Genomic DNA, 26711 nt, shown 5'->3' on the forward strand with positions numbered 1-26711 from the left:
CGCTCCCTTTGCCCTAGAGATCGCCTGTCGATAGTGCGTCCGGCAAAAGGCGTCGCGCATGACGTGTTGTCGCCGACGGCATCACGTGTTTCCGGTAACGCGCCGACGTTATGGCGTGAACGACTGAATCGGCGGGCTACTACTCGGGCGAGTAGTGCCCACGCAGATCGACCGCGATTACTGTCGACCGCAATGCCGATACGACGAGGGCGGTGAAGACGACTGTGGACGTGCTGGTCCAGAAATACGGGGGCACCTCGCTGCAGACCCTCGACCGCGTACGGCACGCCGCGCTGCGGATCGCCGCGGCTCGGCGGGACGGGTCCGCCGTGACAGTTGTCGTGTCGGCCCGCGGCAGCCGCACCGACGACCTGCTGCGGCTCGCGGCCGACGTCGGCGCCGCCGGCCCGTCCCGGGAACTCGACCAGTTGCTCGCAGTCGGCGAGTCCGAGTCGGCGGCGCTGATGGCGCTGGCGTTGACCGGGCTCGGCGTGCCGGCCGTCTCACTGACCGGGCACCAGGCGGAGATCCACACCACCGACCGGCACGGCGACGCGCTGATCTCGCGGATCGGGGCGGCGCGGGTCGAGGCGGCGCTGGGCCGCGGCGAGGTCGCCGTGGTCACCGGGTTCCAGGGGATCGACCGGGCCGGGGACGTCGCCACGCTCGGACGCGGCGGCTCCGACACGACAGCGGTGGCGCTCGCCGCCCGGCTGCGCGCGTCGGCGTGCGAGATCTACACCGACGTGGACGGCGTGTTCAGCGCCGACCCCCGCATCCTTCCGGCGGCGCGTTGCCTGCCGTGGGTCGAGCCCGGCGTCATGGCGGAGATGGCGTTCGCCGGCGCGCGGGTCCTGCACACCCGATGCATCGAGCTGGCCGCCATGGAAGGGGTCGAAGTGCGCGTGCGCAACGCGTCGTCGCAGGCACCCGGAACGACAGTCGTGGACCGGCCGGACGACCGGCCGCTGGAGACCCGGCGGGCCGTGGTGGCGGTGACCCACGACACCGACGTGGTGCGCGTGCTGGTGCACTGCCGCGACGGCCGGCGGGACATGGCGCCCGACGTGTTCGAGGTGCTGGCCGCCCACGGCGCGGTGGCGGACCTGGTGGCCCGGTCCGGGCCGTACGAGAGCGAGTTCCGGATGGGGTTCACCATCCGCCGCAGCCAGGCCGACGCGGTGCGGACCGCGCTGCACGACCTCACCGCGTCCTTCGACGGCGGCGTCCACTTCGACGAGAACGTCGGCAAGGTGTCGGTGGTCGGCATGGGCCTGCTCAGCCGCCCCGAGCACACGGCCCGGCTGATGGCGGCGCTGGCCTCGGCCGGGATCTCGACGAGCTGGATCTCCACCTCCCAGATGCGGCTGTCGGTGATCGTGTCGCGGGACCGCACCGTGGACGCCGTCGAAGCCCTGCACCGCGCGTTCCGCCTCGACCGGTCCGAGCCGGCGGACGCCACGTCCCTGACCTCCCGTCGTTCCGCCACCGCCTGAGAGAGGTAGGAAACCGTGGCCGTACTCAACGCTTCGTTCGCTCGTGGCCTGCGTCTGCGCCGACTGTTCCGGCGCGGCGACGGACGCCTGCTCGTCGTCCCGCTCGACCACTCCGTCACCGACGGGCCACTTCGCCGCGACCTGAACTCGCTGCTCGGTGAGCTGGCCGGCACCGGCGTGGACGCCGTGGTGCTGCACAAGGGCAGCCTGCGGCACGTCGACCACCGCTGGTTCGGCGACATGTCGCTGATCGTGCACCTGAGCGTGAGCACCCGGCACGCGCCGGACCCGGACGCGAAGTACCTGGTCGCGCACGTGGAGGAGGCGCTGCGGCTGGGCGCCGACGCGGTCAGCGTGCACGTCAACCTGGGCTCGCCGCAGGAGGCGCGGCAGATCGCCGACCTGGCGGCGGTGGCGGGGGAGTGCGAACGCTGGAACGTGCCGCTGCTGGCCATGGTGTACGCCCGCGGGCCGCAGATCACCGACTCCCGGGCGCCGGAGCTGGTGGCGCACGCCGCGACGCTCGCCGCCGACCTCGGCGCCGACATCGTCAAGACCGACTACGCGGGTACGCCCGAGCAGATGGCGGAGGTGGTGCGTGGCTGCCCGATTCCGCTGATCGTGGCCGGCGGCCCGCGCTCGGCCGACACCGAGACGGTGCTCGCCCACGTCTCGGACGCGCTGCGCGCCGGTGTGGCCGGCATGGCCATGGGCCGCAACGTGTTCCAGGCCGAGCAGCCCGGCCTGATGGCCGCCGCCGTGGCGCGGCTGGTGCACGAACCACGGCACGTCCCGGACCGGTACGACGTCGACGACCGGCTCGCCCTTACGTCCTGAGACTCCCTGACCGTCCACCGAGGAGAAACCCGTGAAGCTGTGCTGGCTGGACATCCGTAACGTCAACGGCGCCAAGGAGGCAATCGTCGAGGAGGCGGTCCACCAGCGGGTGGACGCCGTCGTGGCGGCCGATCCGGCCGACCTGGAGACGCTCCCCCCGACGGTGAGGAAGGTGCTGTTCCCACAGGGCGGGCCGCTGCCGGAGAAGCTGGAACCGGCCGACCTGGTGATCGTCGAACCGGCCCGGCACGGCGAGCCCGCCGAGCTGGCGGCCCGGTTCCCGGACGTGGAGTTCGGCCGGTTCGTCGAGATCGTCGACGCGGACAGCCTGGAGGACGCCTGCCGGTCCGCGCGCCACGACCGGTGGAGCCTGCTGTACTTCCGCGACCCCACCAAGATTCCGCTGGAGATCGTGCTGGCCGCCGCGGCGGGCGCGGCGGGCAGCATCATCACGCAGGTCACCGACGTCGAGGAGGCGGAGATCGTCTTCGGCGTGCTGGAGCACGGCTCGGACGGCGTGATGCTGGCGCCGCGCGCCGTGGGGGAGGCCACCGAGCTGCGGACCGCGGCGGTGAGCACGGCGGCGGACCTGTCGCTCGTGGAGCTGGAGGTCACCGGCATCCGGCGGGTGGGCATGGGCGAGCGCGCCTGCGTCGACACCTGCACGAACTTCCGCCTGGACGAGGGCATCCTGGTCGGCTCGCACTCCACCGGCATGATCCTGTGCTGCAGCGAGACGCATCCGTTGCCGTACATGCCGACCCGGCCGTTCCGGGTCAACGCCGGCGCGCTGCACTCGTACACGCTGTCCGCCGGCGGGCGGACCAACTACCTCAGCGAGCTGGTCTCCGGCGGCCGGGTGCTGGCCGTCGACTCGCAGGGGAAGTCCCGGGTCGTCACCGTGGGACGGGTCAAGATCGAGACGCGCCCGCTGCTGGCGATCGACGCGGTCTCCCCCTCCGGGACACCTGTCAACCTCATCGTCCAGGACGACTGGCACGTGCGCGTGCTCGGGCCCGGCGGCACGGTCCTCAACGTCACCGAGCTGACCGCCGGCACGAAGGTGCTCGGCTACCTGCCGGTGGAGAAGCGGCACGTCGGCTACCCGATCGACGAGTTCTGCATCGAGAAGTGAGCGGCGGCGGGAAGGGGAGCGGGCGATGACCGCGCAGCCGGTGCTGGACTTCCACGTACGCCTGGCGCCCCGGCCCGGCGCGCGGGAGCGGCTGCTCGACGCGCTGGGCGAGTGCGGGCTGGCGCGGGCGGTGGTGTGCGCGGGCGGCACCATCGACCTGGACCGGCTGTCCCGCCAGCTCGTCACCGGTGGCCACGTCGAGACCGACGCCGACAACGACGCGGTGGCGGCGGCCTGCGCGGGCACCGACGGGCGGCTGGTGCCGTTCTTCTTCGCCAACCCGCACCGGCCCGCCGAGGCGTACCGGTCCCGGGCCGCCGAGTTCCGCGGCCTGGAGATCTCACCCGCCGTGCACGGCGTCGCCCTCACCGACCCGCGGGTCGCCGACCTGGTGGCCGTGGCGGCGGAGTTCGACCATCCGGTGTACGTGGTCTGCCTCGACCGTCCCGGCGCGGGCGTGGCCGACCTGGTCGGCCTGAGCCGCCGGTTCCCGCGGGTGAGCTTCGTGCTCGGGCACAGCGGCATCGGCAACATCGACCTCTACGCCCTGACCCTGATCCAGGACGAGCCGAACATCTCGCTGGAGACCTCCGGCGGCTACACCTGCGTGGCCGAGGCGGCGCTGCGCCGCCTCGGCGACGGCCGGGTGGTGTTCGGCTCCGAGTACCCGCTGCAGCACCCGGCCGTGGAGCTGGCCAAGTTCCAGGCGTTGCGACTGCCGCCGGACCAGTGGCGGCGGGTCGCCTGGGACAACGCGCATCGACTGCTAGGAGAGGAGAAGCGGTGAGCGAGCCGAGTTCGACCCTGCCCCGGCTCGGCCAGTGGCACGGCCCCGAGGACCTGCGGCGCCTTCAGGAGAAGCAACTGGCGGAGACGTTCACCTGGGCGGCCCGATCGCCGTTCTACCGGGCGCGGCTGGCGTCCGGGGCGCCGCCGGTGACCCCGGCCGACCTGGCCGACCTGCCGCTGACCACCAAGCAGGACCTGCGGGACAACTACCCCTTCGGCATGCTCGCCGTGCCCCGCGAACGGCTGGCGACCTACCACGAGTCGAGCGGCACCGCCGGCAAGCCCACCCCCTCCTACTACACCGAGGAGGACTGGACCGACCTGGCGGAGCGCTTCGCCCGCAAGTGGATCGGCATGTCCGCCGACGACGTGTTCCTGGTCCGCACGCCGTACGCGCTGCTGCTGACCGGGCACCTCGCCCACGCCGCCGCCCGGCTGCGCGGGGCCACCGTGGTGCCCGGCGACAACCGGTCGCTGGCCATGCCGTACGCCCGGGTGGTCCGGGTGATGCACGACCTGGACGTCACACTCACCTGGTCGGTGCCGACGGAGTGCCTGATCTGGGCCGCCGCGGCGATCGCGGCCGGGCGCCGGCCCGACATCGACTTCCCGGCGCTGCGCGCGCTGTTCGTCGGCGGCGAGCCGATGACCGACGCCCGCCGGCGGCGGATCAGCCGCCTGTGGGGGGTGCCGGTCATCGAGGAGTACGGCTCGACGGAGACCGGCAGCCTGGCCGGGGAGTGCCCCGAGGGCCGCCTGCACCTGTGGGCCGACCGGGCGCTGTTCGAGGTGTACGACCCGGCCACCGGGACCGTCCGCGCGGACGGCGACGGCCAGCTCGTCGTCACGCCGCTGTTCCGGGAGGCGATGCCGCTGCTGCGGTACAACCTCGAGGACAACGTGTCGGTCTCCTACGACGACTGCGCGTGCGGCTGGAAGCTGCCCACCGTGCGGGTGCTCGGCCGGTCGGCGTTCGGCTACCGGGTCGGCGGCGCCACCATCACCCAGCACCGGCTGGAGGAGCTGGTCTTCTCCCTCCCCGAGGCGTACCGGGTGATGTTCTGGCGGGCCAAGGCGGAACCGGCGCTGCTGCGGGTCCAGATCGAGGTGGCCGCCGCGCACCGGGTCGCCGCCGAGGCGGAGCTGACCCACGCGATCCGGGCCGCGTTCGGCGTGGACAGCGAGGTCACCGGCCTGGCGCCGGGGAGCCTGATCCCGCTGGACGCGCTGACCAGCATGCCGGACGTGGTGAAGCCACGCAGCCTGTTCGGCCCGGACGAGGACTGGAGCAAAGCGCTCCTCTACTACTGAGGGAACCGACATGCCGCAGATGAGGGTCGCCGTGGCCGGCGCCGGCATCGCCGGGCTCGCCTTCGCCGCCGCCCTGCGCCGGGCCGGGATCGACTGCCACGTGTACGAGCAGGCCGAACAGCTGACGGAGGTGGGCGCGGGCGTGCAGGTGGCGCCGAACGCCACCCGGCTGCTGCACCGGCTGGGCCTGCGTGACCGCCTGCGTACGGTGGCGGTGGCGCCGCAGGCGATCGAGATGCGCCGCTGGGACGACGGCACGCTGCTGCAACGCACCCCGCTGGGCAGCGCGTGCGGACGCCGCTTCGGCGCGCCGTACTACGTGGTGCACCGCGCGGACCTGCACAGCAGCCTGCTGTCGCTGGTGCCGCCCGACCGGGTGCACCTGGGCGCCCGCCTCACCGCCGTGACGCAGACCGCCGACGAGGCGTACCTGCACCTGTCCAACGGCACCACCGTCGCGGCGGATCTCGTGGTGGGCGCCGACGGCATCCACTCGGTCGCGCGGGAGCAGATCGTGGCGGACCGGCCGCGCTTCTCCGGGCAGTCCATCTACCGCGGGCTGGTGCCGGCCGAGCGGGTGCCGTTCCTGCTCACCGAACCCCGGGTGCAGTTGTGGCTCGGGCCGGACCAGCACTGCGTCTGCTACCCGGTGTCCGCCGGCCGGCAGGTGAGCTTCGGCGCGACGGTGCCAGCCACCGACTGGCGGCAGGAGTCGTGGTCGGGCCGGGGCGACGTGTCGCAGCTCGCGGCCGCGTACGCCGGCTGGCACCCGGACGTCACCCGGCTGATCGCCGCGGCCGACCGGGTCGGCAGGTGGGCGCTGCACGACCGGGACAGCATCGACCGGCTCAGCGCAGGACGGGTGACGCTGATCGGCGACGCCGCGCACCCGATGCTGCCGTTCCAGGCGCAGGGCGCGAACCAGGCCGTCGAGGACGCGGTGGTGCTCGCGGTCTGCCTGGCCGGCGTGGAGCCGGCGGGCCTGGGCGCCGCGCTGCGCCGCTACGAACGGATCCGCCTGCCCCGGACCACGCGGATCCAGCGCCAGTCCCGGGCCAACGCCGAGACGTTCCACCTGGCCGACGGCGCCGACCAGCGCCGCCGGGACGTCGCCGCGCAGTCCTCGTCCGGCCTGGACCGCCACGAATGGCTCTTCGGGTACGACGCCGAGAGAGCCACCACGACCAGCGGAGGCACCTGATGGAACTGACCGGAATCGAGTCGAGGGTCGCCCTGGTCACCGGCGCGGCGCAGGGCATCGGCGCCGCCGTGGCCGGTGTGCTGGCCCGGGCGGGCGCGCAGGTGGCGGCGGTGGACCGCAACGCCGAGGCGCTGACCACCGTCGTGACGAAGCTCGCCGCCGAGGGCGACTCGGCGCGCGCCTACTGCGTCGACGTGTGCGACAGCGACGCGGTGGACGCGCTGGTGCGGCGGGTCGAGGACGAGATTGGCCCGGTCGGCATCCTGGTGAACGCCGCCGGCGTGCTGCACACCGGACCGGTCGTCGAGCTGTCCGACCGGCAGTGGCGCCGGACCTTCTCGGTGAACGCCGACGGCGTGTTCCACGTGTCCCGGGCGGTGGCGCGGCGGATGGTCGGCCGCCGCCGGGGCGCGATCGTCACCGTGGCGTCCAACGCCGCCGGGGTGCCGCGTACCGAGATGGCCGCGTACGCCGCCTCCAAGGCCGCGTCCGCCCAGTTCACCCGCTGCCTGGGGCTGGAGCTGTCCGGCTACGGCATCCGGTGCAACGTGGTCTCGCCCGGCTCCACCGACACCCCCATGCTGCGGGCGATGCTCGGCGAGGGCGCCGACCCGAGCGCGGTGATCGAGGGCACGCCGGGCGCGTACCGCGTCGGCATCCCGCTGCGCAAGCTGGCCCAGCCGCGCGACGTGGCCGAGGCGGTCGCCTACCTGGTGTCCGACCAGGCGGGCCACGTGACCATGCACGACCTGTACGTCGACGGCGGCGCGGCCCTGCACGTGTGACGCCGTGGCACGGAAACCGGAGGCGAGAACCGATGGCCATGACCCCGATCGCGCCGTACCGCATGCCCGGCGACGGCGACCTGCCCGGCACCACGCTGCCGTGGCGTCCGGACCCGGACCGGGCCGCCGTGCTGGTGCACGACCTGCAGCGCTACTTCCTGCGCCCGTTCGCGGCGGGGAGTCCCCGATGGCCGAGCTGCTGCCCACGTCGCGAGCTGCTCGCCGCGCGCGGGCGTCGCGTGCTGTTGCTGTACAGTACACCCGCGCAGCCCGGCCGCATGAGCCGGCGGGACCGGGGGTTGCTGCACGACCTGTGGGGCCCCGGCATGAGCTGCGACGAGGACGACCGGGGCATCGTCGACGACGTCGCCCCGCAGCCGGGCGACGCGGTGCTGACCAAGTGGCGCTACAGCGCGTTCTTCCGCAGCGACCTGGAGGAGCGACTGCGCGGCGCCCGGCGGGACCAGCTCGTGGTCTGCGGCGTGTACGCGCACATGGGGTGCCTGATCACCGCCTGCGACGCGTTCAGCCGCGACATCGAGGCGTTCCTGGTGGCGGACGCGCTGGCCGACCTGTCGCGTGCGGACCACCTGATGGCGCTGCGCTACGCCGCGGACCGCTGCGCGGTGCCGTTGTGGACGGCGGACGTGCTGGACGGCCTGGCGGGCGACGCCGGCGTGGCGCGTCCGGATCGGAGCAGCATCAAACGATGAGGAGAGCATCGATGTCGGAACGGACCCGGGTCGTGGTCGTCGGCGGCACCTCGGGGATCGGGCGGCACTTCGCCCGGTTCTGCGCCGAACGCGGAGACGACGTGGTGATCACCGGCCGTTCGGCGGCCCGGACCAAGACCGTCGCGGACGAGATCGGCGGGCGGACCCGGGGACTCGCCCTCGACCTGGCCGAGCCGGAGCGGATCGCGGACGCGCTCGCCGACGTGCCGCACGTCGACCGGCTCGTGGTCGCGGCGCTCGACCGCGACCACAACACCGTCCGCGCGTACCGGCCGGGCGACGCGGCGCGGCTGCTGACCGTCAAGCTGGTCGGCTACACGGCGGTCCTGCACGCCCTCGCCCCGCGGATGACCGACGAGAGCGCTGTCGTGCTGCTCGGCGGCCTGGCCAGCCACCGGCCGTATCCCGGCTCCACCACAGTCACCACCGCCAACGGCGGGATCAGCGCGCTGGTCCGGACCCTGGCGGTGGAACTCTCGCCGATCCGGGTCAACGCCCTGCACCCGAGCATCGTCTCCGACACGCCGTTCTGGAGCGACAAGCCCGCCGCGCGGGAGGCCGCCGCGACCCGCGCGCTCACCCGGCGGCCGGTCACCATGCGGGACTGCACCGAGGCGATCGACTTCCTGCTGACGAACCGCGCGATCAACGGGATCAACCTGAACATCGACGGCGGAGACGTGCTCATCTGACGCCTGCGGCGATCCGCCACGGCCCCCACCACCCGGTCGCGCCCTGCCCGTGCTCCCGCTGCTCGCGGGAGTACCGGGCCAGGTCGCGGGCGGAGAACAGCGCCATGCCGGCGTGGAATCCGGTCACCGGCACCGGAACCCGCGCCCAGTAGGCGAGCCGGCCGTCGACGTGGAACTCCACCTCCGACGTCGGCGCCCGGTAGGTGATGGCGTAGCCGTGCGCCCGGCCCGGCTCGGTCGGCACATCCAGGACCACCCGGTGGACGTAGTGCTCGTGCGGCTGGGTCACGCCGGGCAGCACCAGGCGCTCGACAGTCGCGTACACGGTGTCGTTCGTCGCGGCGGCGTTGAACACGACGCCGGTCTCCAGGTCGAACAGTGCCACCGTGCCGAACGCGTCCAGCAGGTCGTGCGGGATCTGCCGGTACGTCCGCACGCCCATCTCCACCTCGACGGTCAGCGTGCCCTCCGCCGGCACGGCGAAGCGTCGCACCGACCGGTACATCTGCTTGGCGTTGTTCTGCCGGGGATCGGTGTCGTGGAAGCGGGTGAACGGGTCGACGGTCAGCTCCAGCCGCCCGTCGCCGGTGCGGACGCGGGCGTTGCGGTCCTGGTACCTGTGGGTCTGCCCGTCCGCGCCGGTGATCGACATGACTGCCCAGCGGGCGGGGTCCAGCTCGCGGCCGGTGAAGTCGTCGTACGTCCACGCGCTGGTTCTCAGTGCCGACGTCATGCAGCCACCATCGGACGCCGGCCGGGCGCGGGCATCACCCGTTCACGCGGTTCGGCCGGGCCGGGCACGCCAATGCGCCGGCAGCCTCCCGGAAATCCCGTGATTAAGCCATGCCGCAGCGTGAGCGGTCGCCGAGACTGACGCCGCACGCCATCTCCGCATCGTCTGCGACGTTCTCACCAGGGGGAGAGAGCAATGGACACGGCAGCTCCGGCACCGGACGGCGGTCGTTACCTCGCCGTCCATCACAGCGCAGAGTTCAGGGAACTACGGCGACGATCGAGCACGGTCACGCTCTGGGCCAGCGTCGCCTTCTTCGGGTGGTGGTTCCTCGGCAGCCTGCTCGCCACCTACGCTCCGGACTTCTTCCGGGAGAAGGTGGCCGGCCCGGTCAACGTGGGCCTGCTCTTCGTCTTCCTGTCGTTCACCTTCGTGGTGACGCTCGCCGCCTTCTACCTGCGCTACGCCCGCACGCGGCTCGACCCGCTCAGCGAGAAGATCCGCGCCGACCTGGAAGGAGCGTCCCGATGAGCGTCGTCCTCGCAGACCCGCCACCCCCGGTCGACAACACGTGGGCGACGCCCGCGATCGCCGTCCCGGTCACCGTCGTCCTCGCGCTCGCGGTGCTCTACCTGGTCCGCTCGGCGCGCGCCAGCACCACCACCGCGGACGGCTTCCTGCTGGCCGACCGGCGGATCGGGCCGGTGCAGAACGCGCTGGCGGTGGCGTCCGCGCCGCTGATGTACTCGACGATGTACATCATCACCGGCCACATCGCGCTCAGCGGCTACGACGCCATCCTGCTGATGACCGCCTTCACGATGGGCACCATGCTCGCGCTGTTCCTCTTCGCCGGGCCGGTGCGCAACGTCGGCGGCTACACGCTCGGCGACCTGCTCGCGGTGCGCGTCCGGGAACGGCCGGCGCGGATGGCCTCGGCGGTGCTCACACTGCTGACGTACGTCATGCTGACCGTGATCATGATGGCCGCCATCGCGTTCATCTTCAACCGCTGGTTCGGCGTCGACGCGCTCGTCGGCCTGGTCCTCCCGGTCTTCGTGGTCGGCCTGGTCACCGTCGGGTACGTGTACCTCGGCGGGATGCTCGGGGTCACCCGCATCCTGGTGTTCAAGCTGGTGCTGTCGGTGGTCGTGGTGGGCGTGCTGACCGCCTGGGTGCTGGCCCGCTTCGACCTGAACCTGTTCAGCCTGCTGGAGCGGGCCGAGGCCAACGCGGCGCCGGTGCCCAGCGGCAGCGACCTGCTCGGCCCGGGCCGGCTGTTCGGCGAGGGCGCGACCACGCTCGTGCACCTGTCGAAGCTGTTCGCCATCGCGGTCGGGGTGGCGGCGATCCCGTTCCTGTTCATGCGCAACTTCGCGGTGACCAGCGGGCGGGACGCGCGCCGGTCGACCGGGTGGGCGTCGATGATCATCGTCGGGTTCTACCTGTGCCTGTCCGTGGTCGGGCTGGGCGCGGTCGCGATCCTCGGCCGGGACAACATCGGCGTCATCAAGGCCCACCGCGACATCAGCTTCCCCAAGCTCGCCGACGAGCTGGGCGGGCCGGTGATGGTCGGCTCCCTCGCCGGCGTCGCGGTCCTGACGATCGTCGGGGTCTTCGCGCCGCTGCTGCACAGCGCGGTGACGACGGTGACGAAGGACCTGAACGTGCTGCGGGGCCGCCGGCTGGACCCGGCCGCCGAGCTGAAGGACATCAAGCGCAACACCCTGATCATCGGCGTCGGCTCCGTCCTGCTGGCGGTCGCGATGCTGCCGGTACGGACCCACATCTTCATCCCGACCTCGATCGACGTGGCCGGCGCGGTGGTCCTGCCGATCGTCGTCTACGCGCTGTTCTGGCGCCGATTCAACACCCGCGGCCTGCAGTGGACGGTCTACGGCGGCCTCGCGCTCACCGCGTTCCTGGTGCTGTTCTCCAACGGCGTCTCGGGCGAGCCGGACGCCATCTTCCCGGACCGCAACTTCAAGTTCGTGGACGTCGAGCCCGCGCTGATCACGGTGCCGGTCGGCTTCCTGCTCGGCTACCTCGGCTCGCTCACCAGCCGGGAGCGCGACGACGCCGCCTTCGCCGAGATGCAGGTCCGGTCCCTCACCGGCGCGGTGGCCACGGGACCGGCGCGGCCGGCCGCCGTCGACGACGAGGACCGCGACGGCCGCCAGGACCGGGCGCCCAGCCCGGTGAGCTGACCATCCGCCACGGTGTGGGGCGGCCCCCTCCGCCGCCCCATACCCCCTCGGGAGGCAACTGTGGATCCGGTACCGGTTCTGGTCGTGGGCGCGGGCCCGGTCGGCATGGTCACCGCGCTGGCGCTCGCCCGTCACGGCGTCGCCTGCGTCCTCGTCGACCAGGGCTTCGAGACGTCCGTCCATCCCAAGCTGGACTACGTCAACGCCCGCAGCATGGAGTTCTTCCGGCAGTTCGGCCTCGCCGACGACGTGCGTGCCGCCGGGGTCGCGCCCGAGCACCGGTCCGACGTGATCTGGTCGACCGGCCTCGCCGGTGAGCCGATCACCAGGTGGGGCCTGCCCTCGGTGACGCAGGAGTGGCGCCGCATCGCCGAGCACAACGACGGCACCCAGCCGGCCGAGCCGGGCCAGCGGATCTCCCAGATCGACCTGGAGCCGGTCCTGCGGGCGCGCTGCCGGCGGGAACCGCTCGTCGACCTGCGCCTCGGCGTACGGTTCGACTCGCTGACCCAGGACGACGCGGCTGTCACCAGCGTGCTGGCCGACGACACCGGCGGCGAGGTCCGGCTGCGGTCGCGGTACGTCGTCGGGTGCGACGGCGCGTCGAGCCGGGTCCGCCGGGCCGTGGGCATCGGCGAGGAGGGCTTCGACGTGCCCGGCCTGCCGGGCGCGTTCATGGTGCACTTCACCAGCCGGGACCTGGACAGCCTGCACCGGCACGGCCGGTTCTGGCACTACTTCGCGTTCCGGTACGTGATCATCGCGCAGGACGAGGTGGACACCTGGACCGCGCACGTCAACGGGATCGACCCGAACGAGTTCGACGAGCCGCCGGCCGACCCGGAGGCGTTCCTGCTCGACACGATCCGCACCGAGCTGCGGATCGACAAGGTGCTGCTCACCTCGCGCTGGCGTCCCGGCTTCATGCTCGCCGACCGGTACCGCGCCGGCCGGGTGCTCCTCGCCGGGGACTCGGCGCACCGGATGTTCCCCACCGGCGCGTACGGCATGAACACCGGCATCGGTGACGCCGTCGACGTGGCCTGGAAGCTCGCCGCTGTCGTCCGGGGCTTCGGCGGTCCCGCGCTGCTCGACAGCTACGACGCCGAACGCCGCCCGGTGGGGCGGCGCAACATGCACACCTCGCACCGGCACCTGGGCGTGCACCTGCGGGCGGGGGAACTGCTGCGCGACGGCGCCCCGCTGCCGTCCGTCGCGGCCTTCCTCGACGCCGAGCGGGGCGAGAACGAGTACCGGGGCATCGAGCTGGGCTACCGCTATGCCGGCTCGCCGGTGCTCCGGCCGGAGGGCCCGGCCGAACCCCCGGACGACCCGCGGGCGTACACCCCGACGACCTGGCCCGGCGCCCGCCCGCCCAGCCTCCTGCTCAGTGGCGGGCAGCAGATCTTCGACCGGTTCGACCCGGCCTCGTTCACCCTCGTGGACTTCACCGGCGACGGCGCCGCCGATTCGCTGCTGGCGGCGGCGGCCGCGCGGGGCCTGCCGGTCACCCACACCGTGGTGACCGACGCCCGGGCCCGCGAGCTGTGGGAACACGACCTCGTCCTGCTGCGGCCGGACCACCACGTCGCCTGGCGGGGCAACACCGCGCCGCCGGACCCCGACGCCGTGGTCCAGCGCGTACGGGGTGGCGGATAGGCGCGACGTGCCGTCACCGGCGGCCGGGTCACGCGCACACGCGACCGGCGGTCCGGCTGACTCTCGACTGGAGGACAGATGCAGCAATCCGGTTCAACGGCGGAACGCAGCCCACTCGGGCCGTGGGAGGGCAAGCCGGCGGTCCAGCAACCGGACTGGCAGGACCACCCGGCGTACGCCCAGACCTGTGCGGCGTTGGCGGCGGCCCCGCCGCTGGTCCCGCCCGGGGAGGTACGGCGGCTCCGGCAGGCGTTGTCGGAGCTGGCGTCGGCCGGCGGGCTCCTGCTGCAGTTGGGCGACTGCGCCGAGAGCCTCTACGAGTGCACCCCCCGGCACACCTCGGACAAGATCGAGGTCATCGACCGGCTGGGGGACCGGCTCAGTGAGCTCACCGGGCGCAACGTGCTGCGGGTGGGCCGGATGGCCGGGCAGTTCGCCAAGCCCCGGTCGCAGGCGACGGAGTGGCACGACGCGCTGAGTATCCCCTCCTTCCGCGGCCACATGATCAATTCCGAGCTGGCCGCGCCCGGTACGCGCAAGGCCGACCCGCGCCGCATGTGGTGGGCGTACGAGGCGAGCGACCGGGTGCAGCGGGTGCTGCGCGCCCACCGGGAGGGGGCCGGGCGGGCCGCGCGGACCGAGGGACCCTGGTCGAGCCACGAGGCCCTCGTTGTCGACTACGAGTCCCGGCTGATCCGCCGGGACCCGGACACGGATGAGCGCTACCTGGCGTCGACCCACCTGCCGTGGGTGGGGGAGCGGACCCGCCGCTCCGCCGAGGCGCACGTGGCCATGCTGTCCACTGTGGCGAACCCGGTCGGCTGCAAGATCGGGCCGGACGCCGACCCGGACGAGGTCCTGCGGGTGTGCGAGGCGCTCGACCCGCGGCGCGAGCCCGGCCGTCTCGTCCTGATCCCGCGGATGGGCCGGGACCGGATCCGGGAGGCCCTGCCGCCGATCGTCCGCGCGGTGGTGAACGCGGGCCACCCGGTGCTCTGGTTGAGCGACCCCATGCACGGCAACACCGTCAAGGCCTCGGTCGGCCTGAAGACGCGGCACCTCTCCGACGTGGTCACCGAGGCGCTGCGGTTCCGCGACATCCTCGACCGGCAGCGGCAGCACGCCGCCGGGCTGCACGTCGAGGTCGCCGCCACCGACGTGACCGAGTGCGTCGGCGGGTCCGTGGCCGGCGAGGACGACCTGGCGCGTCACTACACCTCGCTGTGCGACCCCCGGCTCAACCCGGGGCAGGCCACCGAGTTGATCGAAGCGTGGGCCAAGGACACCGCGACGGTCGGCCCGGCGCCGAGGCGGCCCTGAGGTGCCGACCGTTTTCGAACTGCGGGAAAATTGACAGAAGGAGACCTGCCGGAGCAAATTCGGCCAGGCTAGCCGCGCCGCAGTTCGTCGTCCACTACCTGCGTGGGTAGTGTCTACTACCCGTGCCGGGACCGTCAGTGGTGTTGCCCAGCAGGAATCCCATCGCAATGATGTGTGGGAAGGTGTAATCCTTCGATCGGTGACGCGCGCACCTCATCTTATCCGCACGGAATCCTGTCTCGGCTGAAGCGAGTGTTTCCAATGTGGGGCAACTCAAACACGCTGGAAGTGAAGGGCAACGACGAGAGATTTCCCCTGCCGGACGCAGCTACGGAGGATCGGTCTGTGCTTGGCGAGACGGTTCCGGTTTCCGCGCTGCTGCCCGGCGACTCCCCGCGGCTGGCGGGAGAGAACGTCGAGCACATCCGGCTGCTGGCCGCGATGCACGACCTCCCCCCGATCCTCGTGCAGCGCGGCACGATGCGGGTGATCGACGGCATGCACCGGCTGCGGGCCGCCAAGCTGCGCGGCGACGAGACCGTACGGGTGACGTTCTTCGACGGCGACGACGCCGCGGCGTTCCTGCTCTCGGTCGACGCCAACATCAAACACGGGCTGCCGCTGTCCCGCGCCGACCGGGAGGCCGCCGCCACCCGCATCCTGCGGTTGTATCCGCAGTGGTCGGACCGCGCCGTCGCCGCCGCCGCCGGGCTGTCCCCGACCACGGTCAGCGGCATCCGGCGCCGCCTGCTGCAACCGGCGGCGCGGGAGGGCAGCCGGGTGGGACGGGACGGCCGGGTCCGCCCGCTGGACGGCTCGGCGGGCCGCCGTCGGGCCAGCGCGGTCATCGCGCTCCGGCCGGACGCGCCCCTGCGTGCCATCGCGAAGGAGGCCGGGGTGTCGGTGGGCACGGCGCGGGACGTGCGCGCCCGGCTGCAGGCGGGCCGGGACCCGGTCCTGACCCCGCAGCGGCCGGCGGCCGAGCCCGAGCCGGCCGCCGACGACGGGTCGGAGGCGCGCAGGCGCCGGCCGGGCCAGGCCCCGGCGCCGCCCGTCGACTGGCCGGCGGTACGCGGCAACCTGATCCGCGACCCCGCGGTGAAGTACGCCGAGGTGGGCCGGGCCTTCGTCCGGTGGGCCGACGGGCACGTGGTCGACCCGGCCGCCTGGCGCGAGTTCGTCGACGCCGTGCCGCCGTACTGGCGCGCATCGGTGGCCGAGCTGGCCCGCTCGTGCGCCGCCGCCTGGCTGGCGTTCGCCCAGGAACTGGAGGACCGGGCGTGAAAACGGCGGTCCGCATATTTGCGGCGGTTGTCGACAGCGCGTCGAATTCCGCTGCCGTCGCCACTACCCGATCGAGTAGTGGACCGGCGTGAATAACGCGCGTTAATGTTCCTTCGATCCGCTGCCCTCATTTTCGGTGAGCACATTTGTGCGGCGGTCCAATGGAGAGGAGAATTCCCGGTGAAGATTCTGAGGCGGCCGCGGAAACGGCATCTCGGGGGTGCCGCGGCCGTCGCCGCGGCGATCGCCCTGGTGGTGTCGCTGACAAACGGTGTGTCGGCGGCCCCGCAGGCAGCGACCTTCGACCTCGACCACGGGAACGCCCTGACCGACGTCATCTACCCGGCCCTCAACACCGAGCCGCGGGTCGAGTACAGCGGCCGGCCCGGGTCCTGGGCCGCGGACCGGGCCATGCTCATCGAACTGCCGTGGTTCGACGCCCTGGCGGCGTACCACCCCACCGCGGTCGGCATCTTCTCCACCATCGGCCGCCGTCCCGCCGAGGAGCACACGACGCGCAACAAGAACATCGCCGTCATCTACTCGGCCTACACCTCGCTCAGCAAGCTCTACCCGCAGCACGAGGCGACCTGGCAGCGGATGATGGCCACCGCGGGCCTGGACCCGGCGGTCACCGCGGAGGACCGCACCACCGCCAGCGGCATCGGCATCCTCGCCGCGAAGAACGCCATGGCGGCGCGCCGCAACGACGGTACGAACCGGGACGGCGACGCGGGCGGCCGCCGCTACAACCGCGAGCCGTACGCCGACCACACCGGCTACCGGCCGGTCAACAGCCCGTACGAGCTGCGCTTCCCGTCGCGCTGGCAGCCGAACACCATCTCCAAGCGTGAGGTCGTCAACACGCAGGAGTTCGCGACGCCCCAGTTCGGCCGGGTCAAGCCGATCACCTTCGACCGGCCCGAGCAGTTCCGGCTCACCCCGCCGGCGAACCACCACCTGCTGAACCCGAAGGGCTACCGCAAGCAGGCCGACGAGGTGCTGCGCGCCTCGGCCGGCCTGGACGACCGCAAGAAGATGAGCGCGGAGATCTTCAGCGACAACATCACGCCGTACGGCGCCATCGCGCACACGCTGCTGCGGGGCCGGTACAACACCGAGGACTCCGTCCGGTTCATCGTGATGACGGACGTCGCCGGGTTCGACGTGGCGATCGCCTCCTGGTACTACATGCGCAAGTACGACTCGGTGCAGCCGTTCAGCGCGATCCGCCACCTGTACCCGAACAAGAAGCTGACCGCGTGGGGCGGCCCGGGCCGGGGCACCGTCAACGACATCACCGGCACCCAATGGCGCAGCTACCTCAGCTCGGTCGCCATCGCCGCTCCGGAGTACCCGTCGGTAAACGCGGCGGTCTGCGTCGCCTACGCCCAGGTCGCGCGCCGGTTCACCGGCACCGACAAGCTGACCGTGGTGATCCCGGTGCGCAAGGGCTCCTCGATCGTGGAGCCGGGCGTGACCCCGGCCGCCGACATGATGCTGACCTGGAACAGCTACTCGGAGTGGGCCGCCGAGTGCGGGCAGAGCCGGGTCTGGGCCGGCGAGAACTTCCCCGCCTCGGTCGCGGCCGTCGACCAGTACGCGCCGCAGCTCGGTGACCGTGCCTTCGACTTCGTCCAGCGCAAGCTGAACGGGCGCTGATCCCCGCTGTGCCGGTCCGCGCTGCCGGCCATGCCCTCGGGCGTGGCCGGCAGCGCGCGTTCCGACCCCCTCACCACATGTCTTGCATAGCAAGGTATCTTGCGAGGCATGGACGGGGCACGTGAGCGGATCACCACGAACATCCGCAAGGGCGTGCTGGAGTACTGCGTGCTCGCGCTGCTCTCGCGACGCGACATGTACGGCCTGGAACTGGCCGACTGGCTCGCCGTGCGTGGCCTGACCGCCAGCGAGGGCAGCCTGTATCCGCTGCTCGCCCGCATGCGGCAGGCCGGCACCGTGCAGACCCGGTGGGTGGCCCCCGAGCAGGGGCACGCCCGGCGGTACTACGCGATCACCGACCAGGGGCGGGCGCACCTGCGGGTGTTCGCGACGGTGTGGCGGGAGATCCAGCCGCACGTGGACGAGTTGATGGGGGAGGAAGGATGAGCGACGACGGCCTCCCGGAGGCGGCGTGGGCCTACCTGCGGGCGCTGGACGCGGAGTTGTCGGACGTCCCGTCCGGCACGGCGGAGGAGATCGTCGCGGATGTCCGCGCGCACATCGCCGACGCCCTCGACAGCGGGCGGAGCGCCGACGAGGTCCTCGCCGGCCTGGGTGCCGCGCCGGACGTGGCCCGGCAGGCGCGGGAGGAGCTGGGGCTACCGGACCAGGACCGCCCGGAGCGGGTCGGCCGGACGCTGTCCCTGGTCGCGTCGGCGGTCGGCGTGCTGATCGCCGTGTGCGTGAGCTTCCTGCTGCCGTCCACAGTGCCGGTCGAGCCGATCCAGGCCGACGCCGGCGAGCAGGGCGTCCTCGGCCGGCTCGGTCCGGGAATCGCGCTGCTCACGCTGCTGCCGGCGCTCGTCGCGGCCGCGCCGCTCGTGGCGCCCGCCCGGGTACGCGCCGGGTCGCGGCTCGCCGGCGCGATCGCGCTGACCATGTTCGCCTGCGCGGCCGGCGAGACGGGCCTGTACTACCTCCCGCTCGCGCTGGTGGCGTGGGCGGCGGCGCTCGTGCCGTGGGCCGTGCGGCGAGGCGCCGGGGGACGGTGGTGGCACGTCCTGGCCGGTGGGATCGTGGCGATGCCCGGCGTGCTCGTGGCGGTCGCGTCGGCCGGCGGTTCGGTCGGTGTCGGCTGGGTGGGCGCGGCGCTGTGGATCGCCGGGCCGGTCGCGGCCGGTGCGCTGTGCGCCTACGGATTCCGGGCCGGGTACGCGGTGACCGCGCTGGCCGGCGCGCTGGTCATGATCCTCGCGATGGCCGAGCGCGGCTTCCTGTTCGCCGCCTTCTGGCTGTTCGGCGGGCTGTACCTGGCGCTCGGCGCCGCCGGGTACGCGGCGGCGCGGCCGGCCGACGGTGACCCCACCTCACCGCCCGTCGACGGCGACCCCGCCGGGGCGCCCGGCGCACCGGCCCGGCCGCGACCCGCCCCGGCCACGGAGGCGGACCCGGAGGCCGCGGCGCCGGCCGGCTAGGCCGGCACGGCCTGCGGGTCGGCGGCGGTGTCGTGCGCGGCCATCGCCTCCTGGCGTCCGGGCTCCTCGCGCAGGATCGCGGCGTGCAGCCAGGCGTCCGGGATGGCGAACCCGTCCACGAGCGTGCGCATGTACGGGCGCAGCTCCTTGAGCAGCCCGTTCACCACGCTGGTGATCGTCTTCGAGCGGGCCGGGGTGAGCCGGCCGTGCTCCAGCAGCCAGCCCTTGTTCGCCTCGATCACGGTGAGCGCGTACAGGTCGCAGACCCACGGAAGCACGGGTTGACATATAGGTCACTCCAATCACGATAGCTCTAGTTTGTCCGGCACGCGGCTGGCGCGCGCGCCCCAATTCAGTCGAATGGACCTTTACATGTAAACAACACCGATAATTTCAAGTTGTAGGTCTTCATCCTGTCGGCTCCGGCGCAGTTGCGCTCAACAGTTAGCTAGGCTATAGAAATATCGAATCAACGTATCCGCACCGGTCGATGTGCGCGGCGGCGACGGCGAGGACGTGGTCCTGGACGTCGTTGAAGATGTCGAAGGGCCGGTCCTTCTTGGTCGACGCGCCACCGCGCAGGCGGCGCACCGCGCTGTCGAGCAGGTGCTCCTCGCGGTCCTCGAAGAGCTTGAGCTGCCAGCCCCGGTCGGTGACCGCGACCTCGTCGTCGCGGCCCGGCACCGCGCTGACCAGACGTGCGATCAGCGCCCGGGCGGCGGTGCGCTCCAGCACCATCTCGCGTACCTGCTCGGCGACGAAGGAGGCGCGTCCCCAGCCGTCGAGTGAGCCGAACTCGTCCCGGTAACCGGTCAGCAACCCCTTGGCGACCAGTTGCAGCAGCACCGTGTTGTCGCCCTCGAACGTGGTGAAGACATCGGTGTCGGCCTTGAGGCTGGGCAGGCGGTTCTCGGACAGGTAGCCGGCGCCGCCACACGCCTCCCGGCACATCTGGATGGTGCGGGTGGCGTGCCAGGTCTGCGCCGCCTTCAGCCCGGCGGCCCGGGACTCCAGCTCCCGCTGCCGGTGTTCGTCGACCGGCCCGTCGCCGCCCTGGATCTCGTCCAGCGCCGCGACCAGCTCCGCCTGGGCGAAGGTCAGCGCGTACGTGGTGGCCAGCGCGGGCAGCAGCTTGCGCTGGTGCGCCAGGTAGTCGTTGAGCAGCACCTCGCGGTCGCCGTCGGCGTCGCTGAACTGCCGGCGGATGTCGCCGTAGCGCACCGCGATGGCCAGCGCCGACTTGGTGGCCGCCGACGCCGCGCCGCCCACGCTCACCCGGCCCCGGACCAGGGTGCCCAGCATGGTGAAGAAGCGCCGGGAGTCGTTCTCGATCGGGCTGGAGTACGTGCCGTCCTCGGCGACCTGCGCGTACCGGTCCAGCAGCATGTCCCGCGGCACCCGCACGTGGTCGAAGCTGAGCCGCCCGTTGTCCACGCCGAGCAGGCCGGCCTTGGGTCCGGCGTCGCCGATGGTCACGCCGGGCATCGGCCGGCCGTGCTCGTCGCGGATCGGCACCAGCCAGGCGTGCACGCCGTGCCGGCGCCCGCCGGTGACGAGCTGGGCGAAGACCACAGCCATCCGCCCGTCCCGGGCCGCGTTGCCGATGTAGTCCTTGCGCGCCGCCTCGTGCGGCGTGTGCAGGTCGAAGGTCTGGGTCTGCGGGTCGTACACGCAGGTGGTGCGCAGTTGCTGCACGTCCGAGCCGTGGCCGGTCTCGGTCATCGCGAAGCAGCCGAAGAGCCGGCCCGCGACGATGTCGGGCAGGTAGGCGTCGTGGTGCCGCTTCGTGCCGAGCGCGGCGACCGCGCCGCCGAACAGGCCCCACTGGACGCCGGCCTTCACCATCAGTGACAGGTCCACCTGGGCCAGCATCTCGGTGGCGACGATCGAGGCGCCCACGTCGCCGCGGCCGCCGTACTCGACGGGGAAGCCCGAGGCGATGCCCAGTTCGACAGGGAGTTCGGACAGCAGCCGGGTGATGCGCTCGCGAGCCTGGTCACCGGTCTCGCCGTACACCGGGAGGAAGCGTTCGTCGAGGTGTTCGCGGTGCGCCCGGCGGACGTCGGCCCACCGGCCGTCAAGCGTTTCCCGCAGGCGTGCGATGTCGATGCGGCCGGCTGCGTGATCGAACATTGTCACTCCTCGGTGCAGTGGACATTTGCGTACACTCTCGGCCTGATCAACATTACCGGCGGTGATCGCGCGCCGCTGGCGGAGCGCGTGGTGAGCCCGGCCACCCCCCGGCGGTTCGGCTGCCCGCGAAGCTGAGGTTAGGCTGTCCTCACTTCAAGCACTGGAGGCATCCCCTCGTGTCCCCGCTTCCCCCCGGCAGCGCCGTCACCGCCCGGCACGTGCTCCGCCAGGCGCTGCGCCGCCAGCGCCGCCCGGTGCTGATCGGCGTGACCCTGCTCGGGCTGCACCAGGTCACCGAGGCGCTCGTGCCGGTGGCGATCGGCGTCATCATCGACCGGGCCGTGGTGACCGGCGACCCGTGGGCGCTCGCGTACTCCGTCGCCGGCCTCGCCGCCCTGTTCACCGTGCTGGCGTTCGCCTACCGCAACGGCGCCCGCCAGGCGTTCGCGGCCGTGGAGCGGGAGGCGCACCTGCTACGGGTGGAACTGGCCGAGCGCGCGCTCGACCCGCGCGGGCACCGCACCGGCCTACGCGACGGCGAACTGCTCTCGGTCGCCGCCTCCGACGCCGAACTCTCCGCGTACGTGGTCCGGGTGGCCGGCTTCGGCGTCGCCGCGGTGAGCGCGCTGACCGTCGCGGCCGTCGCGCTGCTGGTCATCGACGTCCCGCTCGGACTCGGCGTGCTCATCGGCGTACCGGTGCTGGTCCTGGCGCTGCAACGGATGGCGCCGCTGCTGTCCCGGCGCAGCGCCTCCCAGCAGGAGGCCCTCGCCGAGACCACGGCGCTCGCCGTCGACCTCGTCTCCGGCCTGCGTGTGCTGCGCGGCATCGGCGCCCAGCACCACGCCGCCGGCCGGTACGCCGCCGCCAGCCGGCGCGCCCTCGCCGTGACGCTGCGCGCCGCCAACACCAAGGGCCTGCACCTCGGGCTCACCACCGCCGCGAACGGCCTCTTCCTCGCCGCTGTCGCCGGTGCCGCCGGCTGGCTCGCCCTGCGTGGCCGGCTCACCATCGGTGAACTGGTGACAGTGGTCGGGCTCGCGCAGTTCGTCGCCGAGCCGGTGCAGACGCTGGGTTACTGCGTGCAGTTGTTCGCGATGGCCCGCGCCTCCGCGGCCCGGGTCGCGCGCGTGCTCGGCGCCGAGCCGCTGACCCGGCCGGGCGCCGCGTCCCGGCCGGACCGTACGGACGGGCCGCGGCTCGTCCTCGACCACGTCGGGCACGCCGCGCTGGACGGGGTGTGCCTGCACGTCGACCCGGGGGAGATCGTCGGCGTGCTGGCGTACGACCCGGCCGACGCGGACGCGCTGGTCGCGTTGCTGTCCGGACGGGTGCCCGCGGACCGGCGCCGGGGCGCGGTACGCGTCGACGGCGTACCCGCCGACGACCTGGACATCGACGCGCTGCGCGGCGCCGTGCTGGTCGAGCCGCACGACGTGACGCTGTTCGAGGGAACCGTGGCCGCCAACCTCGCCGCCGGCCGCAGCACCGACGAGGGACGCCTGCGCGCCGCGGTCCGGGCGGCCGCGGCGGACGACGTGGTGGACGCGCACCCCGGCGGCCTCGGCCACCGGCTCGTCGAGCGCGGCGCCAACCTCTCCGGCGGCCAGCGCCAGCGGCTCGGGCTGGCGCGGGCGTTGCACGCCGACCCGCCGGTGCTCGTGCTGCACGACCCCACGACCGCAGTGGACGCCGCCACCGAGGCCCAACTCGCCGACGGACTGGCCGGTGCGCGCCGCGACGCGCCCCGGGGCACGCTGCTGGTCACCAGCAGCCCCGCCCTGCTGCGGATCACCGACCGGGTGGTGGTGATCGCCGACGGCCGGGTGACCGCCGAAGGGACGCACGAGCACCTGCTGGCCACCGACGCCCGCTACCGCGAGGAGACACTGCGGTGACCGCTGACCCGCGTACCGCCGAACCCGGCCGGGCGTTGCTGCCCACCGCGACCGCCCGGCGGACCTGGACGACGCTCGGCGCGGAGTTCCGGCGGCGGCCCGGCCTCAGCGCCGCCGCGACCGCCGTGCTCGTCGCCGCCGCCACCGGCGGGCTGGTCGCGCCCTGGGTGCTCGGCCGCCTCGTCGACGACGTCATCGCCGATGCCCCGGTCTCCCGGATCGCCGGCCGGGTCGCGGTGATCGCCGGCGCGGCAGTGCTCACCGGGCTGCTCACCGCCGCCGGGGCCGCGCTCGCGTCCCGCCTGGGCGAGACCGTGCTAGCCCGGTTGCGCGAGCGGGTGCTCGACCGGGCGCTGCACCTGCCCTCGGCGACGCTGGAACGGGCCGGCACCGGTGACCTGCTGGCCCGGGTCGGCGACGACGTGGCGGTGGTGACGAACGTGATCGCGGTCAGCGGTCCGGCGTTCGTCGGCGCGCTGCTGTCCGTGGTGCTGACCGTGTTCGGGCTGGTCGCGCTCGACTGGCGGCTCGGCCTCGCCGGGCTGGTGGCAGCGCCCGCGTACGCGCTGGCGCTGCGCTGGTACCTGCGCCGGTCCGCGCCGTACTACGCCCGTGAGCGCGTCGCCACCGGCGAGCGGACACAGGCCATGGCCGGCGCGCTGCGCGGCGCGGCGACAGTGCGCGCGTACCGGACCGAGGACGCGCACGTCGCGGCGATCGCCGAGCGTTCCGGCGTGGCGCGCGACCTGTCGCTGGAGATCTTCAACCTGCACACCCGCTTCGGGCTGCGGATCAACAGGTCGGAGTTCCTCGGCCTGGCCGCGGTGCTCGTCGCCGGGTTCTTCCTGGTCCGCGCCGACCTGGTCACGGTGGGCGCGGCGACCACCGCCGCGCTCTACTTCCACCGGCTGTTCAACCCGATCGGCCTGCTGCTGATGGAGTCCGACTCGGTGCTGCAGGCCGGCGCGAGCCTCGCCCGGCTGGTCGGCGTGGCCACGCTGCCCGACACCGCCCCGTCCGCGCCGTCGGCGGCCGGCGGCGCGGCCCGGCGCTGGACGTCACGGTCCGCCGGCACCGCTACGACGACGACGGCCCCCTGGTCCTGGCCGACGTCGAGCTGCGCCTGGCCCCGGGTGAGCGGGTCGCGCTCGTGGGCGCCAGCGGCGCGGGCAAGAGCACGCTCGCCGGCATCGCCGCCGGGATCATCGCGCCCACCGACGGGTCGGTACGCCTGGGCGGCGTGCCGCTGACCGAGCGGGGCGAGCACGCCGTGCGGCGCGACGTCGCGCTGGTCAGCCAAGAGGTGCACGTCTTCGCCGGGCCGCTCGCCGAGGACCTGCGCCTGGCCGCCCCGGACGCCACCGACGCCGAACTGCTCGACGCGCTGGACCGGGTCGGCGCCACCACCTGGCTGCGCGCGCTGCCGGACGGGCTGGCCACGGCGGTCGGCGAGGGCGGCCACCGGCTCACCGCCGCGCAGGCCCAGCAGGTCGCCCTGGCCCGGCTGGTGCTGGCCGCGCCCGCCGTCGCCGTGCTGGACGAGGCGACCGCCGAGGCCGGCAGCGCCGGAGCGCGTGACCTGGACCGGGCGGCGCTGGCCGCCACCGAGGGACGGACCACGCTGATCGTGGCGCACCGGCTCAGCCAGGCGGTCGCCGCCGACCGGATCGTCCTGCTCGACCACGGGCGGGTCGTGGAGCAGGGCACGCACTCGGAACTGCTCGCCGCCGACGGCCGGTACGGGCGTCTGTGGCGCTCCTGGAGCGTCCCGGTATGACCGCGCACCGCCCATCGACCCAGGTGAGGGGAACATGACCGACGCGCCGGCCCGCTTCGTGCTCTTCCCGGGGCGGCACCACCTGCTGACCCGGTTCCAGGCCGACTACCTGTGCCGGCTGGCCGGGGACGAGGCCACAGTGGTCTGGGCGGTGACGTCGGCCAACCACGAGAACACCAGACGCAACCCGGTGCCATACCACCGGCGGGAAGCCGCGATCGAGCGGTTCAGCGTGCTGAGCGGGCTGCGCTCGGTGGTGGTGCCGATCTTCGACACCGCGTACACCGACGCGTTCGCCGAGGTGACGCTGAAATCCATCGCGGTGGCCACCGGGCTCGAACTCACCCCCGCCGACACGCTGCTGGCCTGCTCCACGCCGGAGGTCGCGAAACTGTACGAGCGGCTCGGCTTCCGGATCGCGCCGGTCGAGGCGGACCCGGACCTGCCCGAGCCGCCCGAACGGCCGTGGGACGTGCTGCTGCGCCTGGCCGCCGGGGACGAGACCTGGCGCGCGCTCACCCACCCGGCCAGCATCGACGTGTTCGAGCGCTACCGCCTGGTCGAGTCGATCCGATCGGTGGTGAACGACCCGCTCGTCGGCGACGAGGGCGGCCTCACGGTGACCCGCGACTACCGCACCTACGTGGAGGCGTTCGCCACTGCCGCGCAGCGCAAGTGGGACTCGGTGCGCGGGTACGTGCAGCCCGGCCGCATCGTGGACATCGGCTGCGGCGCGGGCGCGGTCCTGGAGCTGGCCGACCGGGAGGCCGCGCTGCGCGAGAGCGACCTGATCGGCGTGGAGGTCGCCCGCCACCTCTACCAGGAGTGCCTGCACAAGAAGGCGCAGGGCGTGTTCCGCAACGCCAATGTCTACTTCTTCCACCGCAACGTCCTCGGCGGCGCGGTGTTCAAGGACCGCTCGGTCGACACCACGCTCACGTTCGCGCTGACCCATGAGATCTGGTCGTACGGGCGGCAGCGGGAGTCGCTGCTGCAGTTCGCCCGCCGCATCCACGACCACACGGTGCCCGGCGGCGTCTGGATCAACAGCGACGTGTGCGGTCCGGACGACCCCGGGCGGCAGGTGCTGCTGCGGCTGTCGGCCGACGACGGCGACAACCCGGCCGCGCCCCGCCGCGATCTCGCGGAGCTGACCTCGGCGGAGGTCCGGCGCTACGTCGGCGGGCTGTCGACGCGGGCGCGGCTGGACCAGTTCGCCGTCGACTTCGCGTTCGGCTTCGACCACGAGCCGCTCCCGGACGGCGCGGTACGCCTGTCGCTGGGCGCGGCGATGGACTACCTGACCCGCAAGGACTACACGGACAACTGGCTGTCGGAGACGCAGGAGCAGTTCTGCGGCCTGAGTTTCGCCGACTGGACGGCGCTGCTCACCGAGGCGGGGTTCGAGATCGGCCCGGCGTCGGCGCCGGTGCGCAACGAATGGGTGATCGACAACCGGATCGCACCGGTCGCGTCCCTCACCGACCTCGACGGCCGGCCGCTGGACTGGCCGACCACCCACGTCCTCACCGTCGCCCACCGCCCCCGCAACCAGTGAGACCGACGGCGCCCGCCGCTGCCGG

At 73.1% G+C, this 26711-nt stretch carries 20 protein-coding genes and 2 pseudogenes; 20 read left to right on the top strand and 2 right to left on the bottom strand.

The window, feature by feature from the left end; genetic code table 11:
• Nucleotides 1-212 precede the first annotated feature (212 nt).
• The 9 genes from MCBG_RS00930 to MCBG_RS00970 are packed head-to-tail and all read left to right on the top strand — an operon-like array spanning nt 213 to nt 8980.
• Nucleotides 213-1496: an aspartate kinase gene (locus tag MCBG_RS00930; protein WP_198033257.1), complete on the top strand. Its 1284-nt coding sequence runs from the start codon at nt 213-215 to the stop codon at nt 1494-1496.
• 15 nt (nt 1497-1511) lie between these two features.
• Complete coding sequence (locus tag MCBG_RS00935; RefSeq protein WP_043323078.1) at nt 1512-2333, top strand: 2-amino-3,7-dideoxy-D-threo-hept-6-ulosonate synthase; 822 nt, start codon at nt 1512-1514, stop codon at nt 2331-2333.
• Nucleotides 2334-2364: 31 nt separating this feature from the next.
• Nucleotides 2365-3468: a 3-dehydroquinate synthase II family protein gene (locus tag MCBG_RS00940; protein ID WP_043323080.1), complete on the top strand. Its 1104-nt coding sequence runs from the start codon at nt 2365-2367 to the stop codon at nt 3466-3468.
• Between the two features lie 25 nt (nt 3469-3493).
• On the top strand, nt 3494-4255 hold the full coding sequence (locus tag MCBG_RS00945; RefSeq protein ID WP_043323082.1) for an amidohydrolase family protein: 762 nt from the start codon (nt 3494-3496) through the stop codon (nt 4253-4255).
• Nucleotides 4252-5568: a phenylacetate--CoA ligase family protein gene (locus MCBG_RS00950; RefSeq protein WP_043323085.1), complete on the top strand. Its 1317-nt coding sequence runs from the start codon at nt 4252-4254 to the stop codon at nt 5566-5568. Before MCBG_RS00945 ends, MCBG_RS00950 begins: the two co-directional genes overlap by 4 nt.
• Before the next feature lie 10 nt (nt 5569-5578).
• The gene (locus MCBG_RS00955; protein ID WP_043323089.1) at nt 5579-6769 is read left to right on the top strand and encodes an FAD-dependent monooxygenase; all 1191 of its coding nucleotides are present in this window, start codon (nt 5579-5581) and stop codon (nt 6767-6769) included.
• Nucleotides 6769-7554, top strand: a complete 786-nt coding sequence (locus MCBG_RS00960) for a 2,3-dihydro-2,3-dihydroxybenzoate dehydrogenase (protein ID WP_043323091.1) — start codon at nt 6769-6771, stop codon at nt 7552-7554. Before MCBG_RS00955 ends, MCBG_RS00960 begins: the two co-directional genes overlap by 1 nt.
• A gap of 32 nt (nt 7555-7586) precedes the next feature.
• Nucleotides 7587-8267 (top strand): isochorismatase family protein, encoded by a 681-nt coding sequence (locus tag MCBG_RS00965; RefSeq protein ID WP_051610897.1) that lies wholly within the window; start codon nt 7587-7589, stop codon nt 8265-8267.
• Between the two features lie 11 nt (nt 8268-8278).
• A complete protein-coding gene (locus MCBG_RS00970) occupies nt 8279-8980 on the top strand; it encodes an SDR family NAD(P)-dependent oxidoreductase (protein WP_043323096.1) in 702 nt (233 codons plus the stop codon).
• Here MCBG_RS00970 and MCBG_RS00975 read toward each other — a convergent pair.
• A complete protein-coding gene (locus MCBG_RS00975; protein WP_043323099.1) occupies nt 8973-9713 on the bottom strand; it encodes a DUF6081 family protein in 741 nt (246 codons plus the stop codon). The genes MCBG_RS00970 and MCBG_RS00975 overlap by 8 nt on opposite strands.
• A gap of 195 nt (nt 9714-9908) precedes the next feature.
• Here MCBG_RS00975 and MCBG_RS00980 point away from each other — a divergent pair, with 195 nt between their 5' ends.
• The 8 genes from MCBG_RS00980 to MCBG_RS01015 all read left to right on the top strand — a co-directional run bounded on the left by MCBG_RS00980 (nt 9909) and on the right by MCBG_RS01015 (nt 19320).
• The gene (locus MCBG_RS00980) at nt 9909-10244 is read left to right on the top strand and encodes a DUF485 domain-containing protein (protein ID WP_043323102.1); all 336 of its coding nucleotides are present in this window, start codon (nt 9909-9911) and stop codon (nt 10242-10244) included.
• Complete coding sequence (locus MCBG_RS00985; protein ID WP_051610899.1) at nt 10241-11920, top strand: solute symporter family protein; 1680 nt, start codon at nt 10241-10243, stop codon at nt 11918-11920. Before MCBG_RS00980 ends, MCBG_RS00985 begins: the two co-directional genes overlap by 4 nt.
• Before the next feature lie 60 nt (nt 11921-11980).
• On the top strand, nt 11981-13579 hold the full coding sequence (locus MCBG_RS00990; RefSeq protein ID WP_198033258.1) for an FAD-dependent monooxygenase: 1599 nt from the start codon (nt 11981-11983) through the stop codon (nt 13577-13579).
• A 78-nt stretch (nt 13580-13657) separates the two neighbouring features.
• A complete protein-coding gene (locus MCBG_RS00995; RefSeq protein WP_043323108.1) occupies nt 13658-14899 on the top strand; it encodes a 3-deoxy-7-phosphoheptulonate synthase in 1242 nt (413 codons plus the stop codon).
• Nucleotides 14900-15244: 345 nt separating this feature from the next.
• Nucleotides 15245-16183 (top strand): ParB/RepB/Spo0J family partition protein, encoded by a 939-nt coding sequence (locus MCBG_RS01000; RefSeq protein WP_043323111.1) that lies wholly within the window; start codon nt 15245-15247, stop codon nt 16181-16183.
• A gap of 180 nt (nt 16184-16363) precedes the next feature.
• On the top strand, nt 16364-17845 hold the full coding sequence (locus tag MCBG_RS01005) for a vanadium-dependent haloperoxidase (protein WP_197494850.1): 1482 nt from the start codon (nt 16364-16366) through the stop codon (nt 17843-17845).
• Nucleotides 17846-17953: 108 nt separating this feature from the next.
• Nucleotides 17954-18292 (top strand): PadR family transcriptional regulator, encoded by a 339-nt coding sequence (locus MCBG_RS01010; RefSeq protein ID WP_043323114.1) that lies wholly within the window; start codon nt 17954-17956, stop codon nt 18290-18292.
• Nucleotides 18289-19320, top strand: coding sequence for a DUF1700 domain-containing protein (locus MCBG_RS01015; RefSeq protein WP_198033259.1), 1032 nt, complete (start codon nt 18289-18291; stop codon nt 19318-19320). The genes MCBG_RS01010 and MCBG_RS01015 overlap by 4 nt, the downstream gene beginning before the upstream one ends.
• Here the strand turns inward: MCBG_RS01015 and MCBG_RS01025 are convergent.
• A pseudogene (locus MCBG_RS01025) lies at nt 19317-21453 on the bottom strand (acyl-CoA dehydrogenase). The gene MCBG_RS01015 and the pseudogene MCBG_RS01025 sit on opposite strands and share 4 nt — an antisense overlap.
• A gap of 176 nt (nt 21454-21629) precedes the next feature.
• Here MCBG_RS01025 and MCBG_RS01030 point away from each other — a divergent pair.
• The 3 genes and pseudogenes from MCBG_RS01030 to MCBG_RS01040 all read left to right on the top strand — a co-directional run bounded on the left by MCBG_RS01030 (nt 21630) and on the right by MCBG_RS01040 (nt 26686).
• Complete coding sequence (locus tag MCBG_RS01030) at nt 21630-23351, top strand: ABC transporter ATP-binding protein (RefSeq protein WP_043323120.1); 1722 nt, start codon at nt 21630-21632, stop codon at nt 23349-23351.
• Nucleotides 23348-25128 (top strand): annotated as a pseudogene (locus tag MCBG_RS01035) (ABC transporter ATP-binding protein). The gene MCBG_RS01030 and the pseudogene MCBG_RS01035 overlap by 4 nt, the downstream one beginning before the upstream one ends.
• Before the next feature lie 34 nt (nt 25129-25162).
• Nucleotides 25163-26686 (top strand): class I SAM-dependent methyltransferase, encoded by a 1524-nt coding sequence (locus tag MCBG_RS01040; protein ID WP_043323123.1) that lies wholly within the window; start codon nt 25163-25165, stop codon nt 26684-26686.
• Nucleotides 26687-26711 lie beyond the last annotated feature (25 nt).

The sequence above is a fragment of the Micromonospora sp. M42 genome (assembly GCF_000568915.1).
Taxonomy (GTDB): domain Bacteria; phylum Actinomycetota; class Actinomycetes; order Mycobacteriales; family Micromonosporaceae; genus Micromonospora; species Micromonospora chalcea.